This window comes from Mesorhizobium sp. B2-1-3 (assembly GCF_006442495.1).
Classification (GTDB): domain Bacteria; phylum Pseudomonadota; class Alphaproteobacteria; order Rhizobiales; family Rhizobiaceae; genus Mesorhizobium.
Genome location: NZ_VFWL01000010.1, coordinates 61,050 through 73,968, shown reverse-complemented (window position 1 = coordinate 73,968; position 12,919 = coordinate 61,050). Strand labels below are relative to the sequence as shown.

Below are 12,919 nucleotides of genomic sequence, written 5' to 3'. Positions count from 1 at the left end.
CTGTCGGCGGCGGCGACTATCGAGCCGATAGCGCTCCGCGGTCACGTGAAGCTTTCGGCATCGCCAGCCGTAATTGCCGCTGATGACGGTGTTCCAGCGCGATCGCGCCCCAGACCAATCCGAGCAGCAGGTAGACGTGGCGCCAATGGTCGATATCGATGAAGGTGCCGAGCCCGACATTGCCGATGAAGGCGACATAGGCGCACAGGAGATAAGGCTGCCATGGCCGGTCGCGCAGCAGGATGCGGAATCCGGCACATATCGTCCAGATGACGAGCGTCAGGAACGACACGAAGCCGAGCCAGCCATAGTCCATCAGCATCTTCAGCCAGATATCGTGGGTGTCCTCGCCGAAGATGGTGCCGAACACCAGAGGCCCGATGCCGAACGGATGCTCCATCGCCATCTGGAAGCCGATCGCATAGCGGGCGAAGCGGCCGAGGCGGGCGGTGTCGTAGCTCTGTTCGAGATGGGCACGGTTGGAGAACATCTCCGCCACGCCGGGCAGCTGCAGGATGACGATCATGGCGATCGTCAGCAGCGACAATGCCGCGATGGTCATCACCACTACGCGCAGCCGGAACATGCCGCTGTTGCTCTGCAGGAACAGGCAGCCGGTAAGCAGAACGGCAGAGACGGCAAACATGCCCCACGCGCCGCGCGAGAAGGAAAAGAAGATGCCTGATGTGATGATGAGCAGCGGCACCGCCAGCAGCGGCATGCGCGAGACCGGCCCGGTCAGCAGCAGATAAAGCAGATAGATGCCGGGCAGCACCAGGAACGGCCCGAACACGTTCGGGTCCTGGAAGGCGCCTGCGGCGCGGTCGTATTTGGTGAACATCTCCGCGCCCGGGAAGGCATGGAAATACCCTGCTATGCCGAGCAGCGAAGTCATCACCGCGGATACGACATAGGCAATGAAGATCAGCCGGTAGAGGCTCGGCTGCGTGGCGGTGACCGATGCGAAGAAGACCGCGCTGAAGGCGAGAAACAGCGACACTGCAAGGTAGAGCGGCGTGTTGGCGAGGTCTGACATCTGCGTCATGGCGATCATGCCGCCGATATTCATCGTCACCAGAAGCACCAGCAGCGGCGCGGCCGCGTGCGAAATCCTCAAACCGAAAAGCGCCCAGATGGCGATCAGGCCGGCCATGTAGATCTCGTAAGGAGCCGGCTCGCTGATGACGAAGCCGGAAAGCAGGATGCCGAGCCCGACCGCGCCCGAGGAAATCAGCGCGATCAGCTTCGCATTGACCGCCGCGCGCGGCAGGTCATGGGTGACCGCGCTCAATAGGCGTTTTCCGTGTTGAGCAGCCGAATCGGCGTCAGGAACAGGATCCGCAGGTCGAACAGCATCGACCAGTTCTCGATATAATAGAGGTCGTATTCCGTCCGCATGCGGATCTTCTCGTTGGTGTCCATCTCGCCGCGCCAGCCATTGATCTGCGCCCAGCCGGTAACGCCGGGCTTGACCTTGTGGCGCGCGAAATAGCCGTCGACCACTTCGTTGTAGAGCAGGTTGTGCGACTGCGCGGCAATCGCGTGCGGCCGCGGGCCGACCAGCGACAGCGAACCCAAGAGCGAATTGAAGAACTGCGGCAGCTCGTCGATCGAGGTCTTGCGGATGAAGCGGCCGACGCGGGTAACGCGCGGGTCGTTCTTGGTGACCGTCTGTCTGGCGGTCGGGTCCGACCGGTCGGCATACATCGAGCGGAATTTGTAGACTTCGATCACCTCATTGTTGAAACCATGCCGCTTCTGGCGAAACAGCACCGGTCCCTTGCTGTCGAGCTTGATGGCGATAGCGGTCGCCAGCATCACCGGTGAGAACACGACGATGCCGATCAGGCTGAAAACGATGTCGAAGGCGCGCTTGGCCACCGAATCCCAGTCGTTGATCGGCTTGTCGAAGATGTCGAGCATCGGCACCGAGCCGATGTAGGAATAGGCGCGTGGACGAAACTGCAGCGCGTTCGAATGCGCCGACAGCCGGATGTCGACCGGCAGCACCCACAGTTTCTTCAGCAATTGCAGCACGCGCGATTCGGCGGTCAGCGGCAGCGACACGATCAGCATGTCGATGCGGGCGATGCGGGCGAATTCGATCAGCTCCGAGATTGTGCCGAGCTTGGGATAGCCGGCGACGATAGGCGGCGAGCGTTTGTCGCTGCGATCGTCGAAAATGCCGCAAATGCGGATGTCGTTGTAGGGCTGCCTCTCGACCGAGCGGATCAGGACCTCCGCTGCCTTGCCGCCGCCGACGATGACGGCGCGCCGCTCCATGTGGCCGTCGCGCGCCCAGCGCCGGATCAGCTTCGACATCACCAGCCGCAGGCCGAAGATGAGAATGAAACCGACGGCGAACCAGGTGCCGAACAGCAATCGTGAATAGTTTTCAGATATCTTCATCACGAATGCCGTCAGCGCCATGAGGGCGAACGTGCCGGCCCAGACCAGCAGCAAACGTCCAAAATTGGCGATCGGCCGCATGAGCGAGACGATCTGGTAGCAATCGGTGACGTCGAGCAGCACCACTGCAAGGAACGACGCGGCGGCGATCGTCAGCGGATATTGCCAGGCGAAATAGTTGAAGAAGCCGACAAAGTAGAAATAGACGCCGAGGCCGGAAAGGAACAGCACTGCGAACTCGACCATCCGCAGGACGCCGCTGACCATGATCGGCGACATCGTATCGCGCCGGTATTGCGAGGCGACCTGACGGGCGACATCATTCATGCCGCCCGGCATGCCGCCATCGGTCGGGGTGTCGAGTTTGCGCACAGCCTCTGCCGAAAAGCGGTGCACGGGATCGATCTCGTTCATGGGATTTCCGCAAGCTTCCCCCAGGCAATAGCAAAAGAGAGCTAAGAAACCCTTGAAACAACGCGTGGCTTTGGAAGGGCTTGGGCCGGTGGTTTATTTGGCCAGCGCCGCGAAATACGCTTTCTCGATCTCGGCAGCCATGACATCGGCTCCGAAGCGTGCCTCCAGATCGGCGCGATCGGGCATCAGTTTTCGATAGGCGGCGGGATCGGCCAGCGCTTCGGCGATCTTGTCGGCAAGCTGCAACGGATCAGGTCTGATCAGGGCAGGGGAATCGGCGCCGAAGATCTCCGGTATGCCGCCAACGGCCGTGGCGATCATCGGTTTTCCCGCCGCCAGCGTCTCGAGCACGACATACGGCAAGGCTTCGGCGCGCGAAGGAACGACGACCAGCGCGGCCAGCGCAAAGGCATCCCTGGCCGGCATCGGCGGCAGGAAACGCACATTGCCGTCAAGCCCGAGCCGCCTCACTTGCGCGCGGTACCGAGGCAGGTTGTCGCCGTCGCCCACCATGACCGCGCCCAGCGGGCGTCCGAGCCGTGTCCCGGCAAGGGCCAGCGCGTCGATGAAGATGTCGGGTCCCTTGAGGTCACGCATCATGCCGATGTAGAGCAGGTCCACCATTCCGGGCTTCTCCGGAACGGGGTCGAACTCAGCCGCGCGCAGGCCATTGTAGACCAGCGCGTTCGGAATGGGCGCCTCGCCGACCTTCCTGCGATAGGTGCGTCGCTCATAGTCCGAGACGAACAGCAGACAGTCGGTGAAGTGAGCCATGGATTGCTCGAGCGCGAAGAACAGCTTTCCCGTGAACGTGCTCTCGTCATAGTGGAGAGAACCGCCATGCGGCGAATAAAGGCGGGCTACGCGAGACCTTGATACCCGCAACAGTGAGCCGAACAGACGGGCATAGGCGCCACCCTTGGCGCCGTGCCCGTGCAGCACGTCCGGCCGCAATTCCTTGATGATTCCGTAGGTGCGCCAGGCCGAGGCGAGATCGCCCAGTCCGACATGGCGCTGCATCGGCGTGCGATGGATGCCGAGCGCCAGCATGGCCTTCATCCGCTCGAACAGGCGCTCCTCGTATTCCCCGCCTGTGGTCGAATCGCACACGATGCCGACCGAATGGCCGGCGGCGACCTGAGCTTCCGCGAGGTCCCGCACATGCCGAAAGATCCCGCCGACAGGTGAACGAAAGCAATGGACGATCCTGAGTTTGTCCGCCACGTGTGTTCGTCAGAACAGACGTTCACGCACATAGACAGTATCTCCGGGCAGCAGCGGGTCTGACGTGACAACCCGGCCGGTCATCACCTTGCCGTTGATATCTCGGGTGATGTCGACGCTTTCCTGGTTGGCGCGCGGCGTGAAGCCGCCGGCAATGGCGACGGCTTTCTGAACGGTGAGGCCGGGCACATAGGAATACTGGCCGGCGGCGCCCACTTCGCCCATGACGAAGATAGGCCTGTAGCGGTCGATCTCGACGGAAACGTCAGGATCGCGCAGATAGCCTTGGCGCAATTTGTCGGCGATTTCCTTTTCCATCTGCTGGGCGGTGTGGCCACGGGCCGGCACGGCACCGACCAGCGGGAAGGAGAGATAGCCGGACTGGTCGACACTATAGGTGTTGGTCAGCCCGTCCTGCTCGAACACGGTGACGCGGACGCGGTCGCCGGCGCCCAGGCGATAGGGTTGATCGAGCACCTCGTGGAAGGCGGCCGGCGTCGGCCGGTAGCTGGAGCAGCCGGCAAGCATCGACACGGCAAGCAGCGCGCGAAAAAGGGAAGCAGTGCTTTTCATGACAGGACACATACCTTCGACTGGCCGCTGCGGCGTCGCAGCAAACATCTGAGAGCGCGTCCGTTATCGTCCTGTTAGGGTTAATGGCCGGTAAAGGGTACGACCGATACGGCATCGATCGACAGGAGTTTTACAACTTTGGCGATTTTGCTTGGCGCCTCCCAGTAAGTCCTAGCGGAAGCTTGCTGTGATCTTAACGGCTGAGTTACCATAGTTGTTTACGGTGCACGCGATCCGTATCGGAGTAGGATGCATGTCCGTTCAGTCCACGGCCGCAGACGTTGACGTCGATCTTGGGCAGCTCTTCGCCAGCCTGGCGAGGAACTGGCTGCGAATATTGGTCGTCTCCCTGGTGGTCACCGGGTTGGCGTTTGCGCTCGCTTCGCTGGCAACCAAGCACTACAAGGCCCAGACGCAGGTTCAGATCGATACGCGTGAATCCGTCTACACGCGCCCCGCCGGCAGTAATGACAGCGACAAGCCGATCCTCGATGAGCAAGGCGTCGCCACCCAGGTCCAGATCATTTCGTCCAACGAAATCCTGAAGCGGGTGGCGCAGAAGCTTGATCTGTCGCGATTGCACGAATTCGATGAAACTGTCGATATGTCGCCTCTCAGCCGCCTGCTGATCCTGGTGGGGTTGAAGAACGATCCCCTGGATATCCCGGTCGATGAGCGCGTCCTGAAGAAGATGCGCGAGAAGCTCAACGTCTATGGCGTCGAAAAGACGCGTATCATCGCCATCGAGTTCTCCTCGGAAGATCCCAAGCTCGCGGCTGCTATCCCCGATGCCATTGCCGCCGCCTACATTGCCGGGCAGGGCGCGGCCAAGCTCGAATCCAACACGGCCGCGGCGGACTTCCTGGCTCCCGAGATCGCCGATCTGCAGAAGCAGGTCAGGGATGCCGAGGCCAAGGTCGCCGCCTATCGCGCCCAGTCGGACCTTCTGGTGGGCGGCAACAATTCTGTGCTCGCCACCCAACAACTGGCCGAACTGTCGACCGAATTGTCGCGGGTGCGGGCCAACCGCGCCGCCGCCGAAGGCACCGCCGACAGCGTGCGCAAGGCGCTGCAGAATGGCGGCTCGCTGGATTCGCTGCCCGAGGTACTGTCATCCGATCTGATCCAGCGCTTGCGCGAACGGCAGGTCGAACTGCGCGCCAACATCGCCGACCTGTCGACGACGCTGCTCGACAATCATCCGCGCATCCGCGCGGCAAAATCGCAGCTGGCCGATCTCGACGCGCAGATCCGCAGTGAAGCTCAAAAGGTGATGAAGGGCCTGGCGATGCAGGCCGATGCCGCCAAGTCACGTGAGAGCCAGCTCGTCGCCGACGTCAACACGCTGAAGGCGGCTTCCGCGGAGGCAGGCGAACAGCAGGTCGGTCTCGATGCGCTGCAGCGTGACGCTGCCGCCAAGCGCCAGCAGCTCGAACTTTACCTGACCAACTACCGCGAGGCGGCTTCGCGCCAGGATCGCAATTACGTGCCGGTCGACGCGCGTGTCATCTCGAAGGCCGTAGTGCCTTCCGAGGCCTACTTCCCCAAGATCGGGCCGATCGTCGGTGCTGCTTTTGCCGCCTCGCTTTTGCTCATGTCGGTGTTCACGCTGCTGCGCGAACTCTTTTCCGGCCGCGCCATGCGCCCGGCCAGCGGCGCTCGCTTCGAGCCGATCGACGAGGTGGCGATGCCGGTCGCGGCCAGGGAAACGACGATCATTCCAGAGTCCGGGCCTGAGCACCACGCTGAGAAAGCGGTGGAACCGGAGATGATGGTGGAACCGGATCTGCCCTCGCCGGCGGAATCTGCCATAGAGGTCGAACCCGCCGCCGGCCCACCGGTCGCCGAAACCGTCCCTGTTGCCGAGGCCGTCCCGGTCGCCAAAACCAGGCCGCGTTCGGTGCTGGGCGAGATCGACGTTGAAAAAGCGGCGGAAAAGCTGATCGCAAGCGGCGCCGCGCGCGCCATCTTCGTGTCGCCCGAAGGTGACGAGGCGGCCGCGTCCGCGATCCTGGTGGCGCGTGAGGCCTCCGACGCCGGCCTGCGCGTGCTGCTGCTCGACCTCACGGCTTCCGGCGCCGCCTCGCGACCGATGCTCGACAGCGGACTGTTCCCGGGCATCACCAATCTGCTCGCGTCGCAGGCGCAGTTCAGCGAAGTCATCCACCCCGACCTCTATTCCGACTGCCATGTCATTCCTGTCGGCACCGCCGATCCGGTTCGCGCCATGCGCGCCGCCGACCGGCTGCCGATCATCATGCAATCGCTGACCACCGCCTATGACCTGGTGGTGGTCGAATGCGGTCCCGCCGACGCCCAAGGCATCAGCCGTCTGGGTGGGGATGCGACCGAGGTGTTCCTCTCCATGCTGGAGCCGGATGATGAGGTGACGCAGGCCGCCGTCAAGCTGATCGAGAATGGCTGTCCGGAGTTGACGCTGGTGACCCCGCTCGGCCACGAACCGCCGGGCACCCCGGTGCCGGGAAGGCGCTCGGCGGCTTGAGTCCGATGAGCGGCGCTTGTGGTCATCACGTTGGAAGGTGGGCGGGTTAGCTACCGTCCTCGGCGGGCGCCGGCGCCTGGCCAGCGGCCTTGCGACGCAGCAGCTTGGTCAGCTTCCAGATCGTCGGACTGTTCTTGACGACGGCTTTCAGCCTGGCGCTTTGCCGCAGCCCCAGCGCCAGTGCGCGGCCTTTCGACGTCAGCGGAACCAGCACCTCGAAGTGCTGCGTTTCGATATCGCACCATAAACGCTTGTACGGCTCGTCGCCGACCGAGAAATCATAGACGTCGAAACCCGCCTCGCAGGCTTCCTGGATATTGTCGAAGAACAGGAAGTCGCCGGGGCTGGTGTGGGCGAGGTCATCCTCGGCGATCGCGCCGAACTCGCAGATCAGCCGTTTGCCCGAGCGGCTCGATCCGGTCACGGCGCGAAGCTTGCCGGCGACCTCGAGCCCGTGCAGCACGAAGGAGGGCTTATCCTCGGCAAGCGCCTCGGTGAACAGAGCACGGAAGAACGCGCGCACTTGATTGTCGCCGAAGACGTTGGCGATGCCCATCCTGCGGAAGCGGGATTCCTTCATCTCGAAAAAGCCGTCGAGCAGCCGGCCGACCTCGTCCACGGTCCGCGCCTCGATGCGCCGATGGCTGCCGATGGCCTCGAACTTGCGCGTCTGCGAGCGGTGCTTCTTGCGTTTGCGCTTTCCGTTTGCGCGAGAGAGCAGTGCATCGAAACCGCCGACCAGGTCGACGGCGAGCGACAGGTTCGGGCTGTCGAAATAATCGAACGAGGCGAGTGGGTTGGCTACGCCATCGAGGTCGGGCAGCAGGCGTTCGAAGGCGACGAGATCGATGTCGGGGCGAGCCTCGGCTATGGCCGCCAGGGTCGAACGAATAGCCGCACTGTCCGCCCTGGCAAGCCATTGCGGGTCGGCGGCGACGAAATTGCCATTGGCGTGGCGGCCGCCCATGAAGCGGGCAACACGGAATGGCCCATGGCCGACGACCTCCAGCGCCAGTGCGAAAACCGGTCTGCCTTCGCAATTCAGCATCGCCACGACCGGGTCCGGCTCGACCTGCGCGGCCCAGTTGCGGATCCAAGCCGCGCTCTGCGCCGGCGCGAACACGGCGGAGCGGCAGAACGCGGCATAGGCCGCGAGCCCATCGGCGGAAGCGGTGGAAACCGACAGCCCAGCCGGCTCTATTGGCGGCACACTGGGCGGGGCTTCGATTGCCGCCAGGCGATTGCCGTCAAATGACGCGGCCGCGTCAACCATACCTCAATCCTTAGGGCGTATTGCTGCCGATTTGGGGGCGCTCAGGCGTATCCGTGCTTGGTTCAGCCTAGGCGCAAAAGGTGAAGGAATGATCGACGGCGGGGAGGCAATCCGAAAGCTGGCGCTCAACGTCGCCCGCTATACCGGCCTCGCACCGCTGGCCAAACCGCTGGTCGGCGGTATTGGCGCCATCCTCATGCTGCACCGCGTTACGGCAAAGCCCGAAAAGCCCGACAGCGTCAACCGTCATCTCAACATTGCGCCCGACTTCCTCGACGCCATGATCGCCGGCCTGAAGGCGGATGGCTACGCCTTCGTCTCGATGGACGAGGCGGTGGAGCGTATCGCGGCGCGCGGCAAGGGCGGCCAGTTCGCCGCCATCACCGCCGACGACGCCTATCGCGACAACATGACCGAAGCCTTGCCGGTGCTGGAAAAGCACGGCGCGCCGATCACCATCTATGTGGCTCCGGGGCTGATCAACGGCACTGCGGATCTGTGGTGGGACGTGGTCGAGGATCTCGTCAACGCGGGCGATCGCCTGACCCTGACGACGTCCGACGGGCAAACGACGATCGACTGCACCAGCCCGGCCAAAAAGCTCCAGGCCATCGCACGGCTGCACACCTATCTCACCACCGAGGTTCGCGAGGAGGACCTGCGCGCCGTGCTGCGCGAACTGGCGCATGCGAAAGGCGTCGACGCCGGCCGGCCGCGCGTAGACACGCTGATGACCTGGTCGGAGATCCGCGCGATCGCAGCGCATCCGCTGGTAACGATCGGTGCTCATACGATCAACCACAGCAATCTGAAGCGGCTTTCAGAAGCCGACGCGCGGCACGAAATCGTCGGGGTGAAGTCCATCCTGCGAGCCGAGCTGGGCGAGGAGCCGCGCCATTTCGCCTATCCCTACGGCTATGCCAGCGCCGTCGGCTGCCGCGAAGTGGGCTTTGTCCGCGATGCCGGCTACACCTCGGCCGTGACCACCCGTCATGGCGTGCTGCGCGCCGAACACGCCGGCTTCCTGCACGCATTGCCGCGCATCTCGGTCAACGGCCGTTATCAGAACCTCGCCCACATCCGCACCATGCTGTCTGGCGTGACGACGCCGCTCGCCAATGCCGGAAAGATGGTGGTCACCATCTGAGGCCGACCGGCAACGGTCAGCGCTTGGGCCGAGGCTCCAGCATCAGCCATTTGATGATGCCCATGGCCGGCAGCACCCAGAGCAGGCCGCTTAGCAGGAAGAACAGGAAATGCGTCCACGGGCCCGCCTCGGACAGCCGGGCGACCGCGAAGATCGATGCGACCAGCGCGTAGATGACGACAAGCGCCACCAGCAGGAACATTCCGATCAGCTTTTTCAGGCGCACGGGCATGGTTGGCCTCCTGGAGCCGGGGTAAAGTGCGGCCCAGCTCAATGTGTCGGCTTGGCCATAGGCCTTGACGCGAAGCTGTGCAACCCGACAGACGCGGCGCGACGGCGTGCCGCGCCGCCCGGTCTTGCATGCGGGAATGCGATGGTCCACCAATCCGCGACTTCAACCTGCCGGGATAAATCCATGGCCGCCATTACTGCCGCGCCTTACGAGGCGCGTGACCGCGATCTGCACAACCGCGCGCTGGTGCGCGGCTGGCTCTACGTGGTGCTTCTGGTGCTGTTCGCGCTGGTGCTGGTCGGCGGCGCCACAAGGCTCACCGAGTCCGGCCTGTCGATCACCGAGTGGCAGCCGATCCACGGCGTCATCCCGCCGCTCAACGACGCCGAATGGCAAGAGGAATTCCAGCGTTATCAGCAGATCCCGCAATATGCCGAGCTCAACAAGGGCATGAGCATCGAGGCATTCAAGTCGATCTTCTGGTGGGAGTGGGCGCATCGGCTCCTGGCGCGCAGCGTCGGCCTGGTCTTTGCCTTGCCGCTGCTGTTCTTCTGGGCGGCGCGCCGCATCGAGCGCGGACTGGGGCCGAAGCTGGTCGGCATCCTGCTTCTCGGCGGTCTGCAAGGCGCCATCGGCTGGTGGATGGTTGCCTCGGGTCTGGTCGACCGCGTCTCGGTCAGCCAGTACCGGCTCGCCACCCATCTGACGCTTGCCGCCCTGATCTTCACGGCGACCATGGTCGTCGCGCGCGGCCTGGCGCCGCATTCGGAACCTGCGGCCGATCGTTCGACCCAGAAACTGGCTGGTTTCATAGTGCTTCTGGCGCTGATCCAGATCTATCTCGGCGGTCTGGTCGCCGGGCTCCACGCTGGCCTGAGCTACAACACCTGGCCGCTGATGGACGGCAAGATCATTCCCGGCGATCTGCTGATCCTGGAGCCGGCATGGCGCAATTTCTTCGAAAGCCCCAAGACGGTGCAGTTCGTGCACCGGATCGGCGCCTACACGGTGTTCGTCGTCGCCCTGTGGCACATGATCGCCACGCGTCGCCGTCTGCCCGGTTCAACGCATGCTCGTCGCGCGACGCTGTTGTTTGCCCTGGTGCTGGTGCAGGCCTCCGTCGGCATCGGCACGCTGTTGATGCATGTGCCGCTGCACATGGCGCTGACCCACCAGGGATTCGCGTTGATCGTGCTGGGGTTCGCCGCCGCGCATTGGCGCGGCACCAAGGGCGCATATCCCTTGCCCCACGAGATCGCCCTCGGACGCTGAGTCTCTCCGGTCACATCCAGAACGTTCGACTGCGCCATCGTCTTGTCGCCGTCGAATTCCGCCTGACGCAAGGCGGCACGGATCAGAAGCCGAGCCGTACCGTTCGGATCGCTGCTGCGACCGACAGTTCGCGGTTCTCCTCGATCGCGTTGTCGTCCTCATGGTGCCAGGAAGCCGACAGGCAGCCATAGGCGATGGCGTGATCCAGTATTGCCGCCGGCGTCTGGCTCAGCGTTCGCGCAAAAACTTCAGCCATCCCGGCAATCCGTGGGGGATCGAGACAAAGGTCGTCGCGATCAAGAGGATTGTAGAACATGTTCGCGGCATCGAATCCCGGGTCGCCGAGAACGCCCTTCGGATCTATCGCCAGCCAGCCGCGTGCTCCGTGCATGATGTTGTCGTGATGGAGGTCGCCATGCAGCGGCCTGATATCATGCGGACCACCCAGCAGCCGGTCGGCGATTTCCGCCGCTTCGACATAAAGGCTGTTCCGGCCAACGACACGGTCGGCCTCCGCTTTCTTGAACAGGCTGGAAAATCGTTCCCGAAGCGGCTGCAGGTCGGGCGGAGCGGGGTGATCCGATGGCGAAAACAGCTTTGCCATCACCTCCGCCGCGATTTCCGTGGCGGCCAAATCTCCCTGCTCGGCAAGAACATGCGACAGCATGGTCTCCCCGGCATATTCGAGCAACATGGAATGCCCGTCGCGGCCCAGCAGCCGCACGGCGCCTTCGCCGCGCCGCCAGGCAAGGAAATGCTCGCCGCGCAACTCGTCTGCGACGTCATCGAATGGCTTCAGCGCCTTGACGATCGCCGGCGAGCCGTCCTCGCGCCGCACCTTCCAGATGCGGCTCGAAAAGGTCTCGGCGATGAGCTCGGGCGCGCTGATCTTCCAACGGTCCGGAAATGCCGGTGCCGCCATCAGAGGCCGAGCATCAGGTCCATGTTCTGTACGGCAGCCCCCGATGCCCCTTTGCCGAGATTGTCGTAAACGGCGAGCAGCAGGGCCTGCGCGCGCTTGTCATTGGCAAAGACGTAGAGCTTCATGCGGTTGGTGCCATTGTAGATTTCCGGATCGATCTCCGGAATGCGCTCCAGATGCGCATAGGGCGCCACTTCGACCACGCCGCCCTTGATGGCGGCGAAATGGTCGGCGATGGCTGCATGGAGTTCCGCACCGGTCGGCACATGGTCGAGGCCACCGAGCTGCAGCGGCACCACCGTGATCATGCCTTGCGCGAAATTGCCCACCGCTGGCTGCATGATCGGATCGTGCGACAGTTTCGCATAGGCCCTGAGCTCCGGCACGTGCTTGTGCTGGAGGGTGAGCCCGTAGGGTAGAAATTCAGAGGCGTCCTCGCCCTTGGCGACATAGTCCTCGATCATCGGGCGGCCGCCGCCCGAATAACCGGAGATGCCGTTGACGGTGACCGGGAAATCCGCGGGCAGAAGGCCGGCGGCGACCAGCGGCCGCAGCATCGCGATCGGTCCTTGCGGCCAGCAGCCGGGATTGGCGACGCGTTTTGCCGCCCCGATCTTCTTCGCCTGCTCCTTGTCCATCTCGGCAAAGCCATATTCCCAGCCTTGCGCGACGCGATGCGCGGTCGAAGCATCGATGACTCTGGTGGTCTCGTTGGAGATCAGCGACACGCTTTCCTTCGCCGCATCGTCCGGCAGGCACAGGATCGCAACGTCGGCGGCATTGAGGAATTCGGCTCGCGCCGCCGTTTCCTTGCGGCGCTCGGCGGGAATTGAAATGATCTCCAGGTCGCCGCGCTCGGCAAGCAGCGCCCGGATCTGGAGACCGGTGGTGCCGTGCTCGCCGTCGATGAAGATTTTCGGTTTCATTGGCTGATCAAATTCCCTGATATC

At 63.5% G+C, this 12,919-nt stretch carries 11 protein-coding genes; 3 read left to right on the top strand and 8 right to left on the bottom strand.

Annotated elements, in window-relative coordinates; all coding sequences use genetic code 11:
* Positions 1-16 precede the first annotated feature (16 nt).
* From FJ973_RS17790 to FJ973_RS17775, 4 genes are all read right to left on the bottom strand, one after another.
* Positions 17-1,291, bottom strand: a complete 1,275-nt coding sequence (locus FJ973_RS17790) for an O-antigen ligase family protein (protein ID WP_140556986.1) — start codon at positions 1,289-1,291, stop codon at positions 17-19.
* Positions 1,288-2,823 (bottom strand): undecaprenyl-phosphate glucose phosphotransferase, encoded by a 1,536-nt coding sequence (locus FJ973_RS17785; RefSeq protein ID WP_140493986.1) that lies wholly within the window; start codon positions 2,821-2,823, stop codon positions 1,288-1,290. Before FJ973_RS17785 ends, FJ973_RS17790 begins: the two co-directional genes overlap by 4 nt.
* A 93-nt stretch (positions 2,824-2,916) precedes the next feature.
* A complete protein-coding gene (locus tag FJ973_RS17780; protein WP_140556984.1) occupies positions 2,917-4,047 on the bottom strand; it encodes a glycosyltransferase family 4 protein in 1,131 nt (376 codons plus the stop codon).
* Positions 4,048-4,056: 9 nt separating this feature from the next.
* Positions 4,057-4,620, bottom strand: coding sequence for a polysaccharide biosynthesis/export family protein (locus tag FJ973_RS17775; protein WP_140493982.1), 564 nt, complete (start codon positions 4,618-4,620; stop codon positions 4,057-4,059).
* 253 nt (positions 4,621-4,873) lie between these two features.
* Between FJ973_RS17775 and FJ973_RS17770 the strand changes: the two genes are divergently transcribed.
* Complete coding sequence (locus FJ973_RS17770) at positions 4,874-7,123, top strand: exopolysaccharide transport family protein (protein ID WP_140556983.1); 2,250 nt, start codon at positions 4,874-4,876, stop codon at positions 7,121-7,123.
* A gap of 46 nt (positions 7,124-7,169) precedes the next feature.
* Here the strand turns inward: FJ973_RS17770 and FJ973_RS17765 are convergent, their stop codons facing one another.
* Positions 7,170-8,396 (bottom strand): GNAT family N-acetyltransferase, encoded by a 1,227-nt coding sequence (locus FJ973_RS17765; RefSeq protein ID WP_140556981.1) that lies wholly within the window; start codon positions 8,394-8,396, stop codon positions 7,170-7,172.
* Between the two features lie 88 nt (positions 8,397-8,484).
* Between FJ973_RS17765 and FJ973_RS17760 the strand changes: the two genes are divergently transcribed.
* A complete protein-coding gene (locus FJ973_RS17760) occupies positions 8,485-9,543 on the top strand; it encodes a polysaccharide deacetylase family protein (RefSeq protein WP_140556979.1) in 1,059 nt (352 codons plus the stop codon).
* 16 nt (positions 9,544-9,559) lie between these two features.
* Here FJ973_RS17760 and FJ973_RS17755 read toward each other — a convergent pair whose 3' ends face one another.
* Positions 9,560-9,775, bottom strand: coding sequence for a DUF2842 domain-containing protein (locus FJ973_RS17755; protein ID WP_140556977.1), 216 nt, complete (start codon positions 9,773-9,775; stop codon positions 9,560-9,562).
* Between the two features lie 183 nt (positions 9,776-9,958).
* Here FJ973_RS17755 and FJ973_RS17750 point away from each other — a divergent pair, with 183 nt between their 5' ends.
* Positions 9,959-11,047, top strand: coding sequence for a COX15/CtaA family protein (locus FJ973_RS17750; protein ID WP_140515730.1), 1,089 nt, complete (start codon positions 9,959-9,961; stop codon positions 11,045-11,047).
* Positions 11,048-11,129: 82 nt separating this feature from the next.
* On the opposite strand, the gene FJ973_RS17745 is transcribed toward FJ973_RS17750, so the two are convergent.
* Both FJ973_RS17745 and argC read right to left on the bottom strand, forming a co-directional pair.
* Positions 11,130-11,972, bottom strand: a complete 843-nt coding sequence (locus FJ973_RS17745; protein WP_210239458.1) for an aminoglycoside phosphotransferase family protein — start codon at positions 11,970-11,972, stop codon at positions 11,130-11,132.
* A complete protein-coding gene (argC, locus tag FJ973_RS17740; protein WP_140556975.1) occupies positions 11,969-12,895 on the bottom strand; it encodes an N-acetyl-gamma-glutamyl-phosphate reductase in 927 nt (308 codons plus the stop codon). The genes FJ973_RS17745 and argC overlap by 4 nt, the downstream gene beginning before the upstream one ends.
* Positions 12,896-12,919 lie beyond the last annotated feature (24 nt).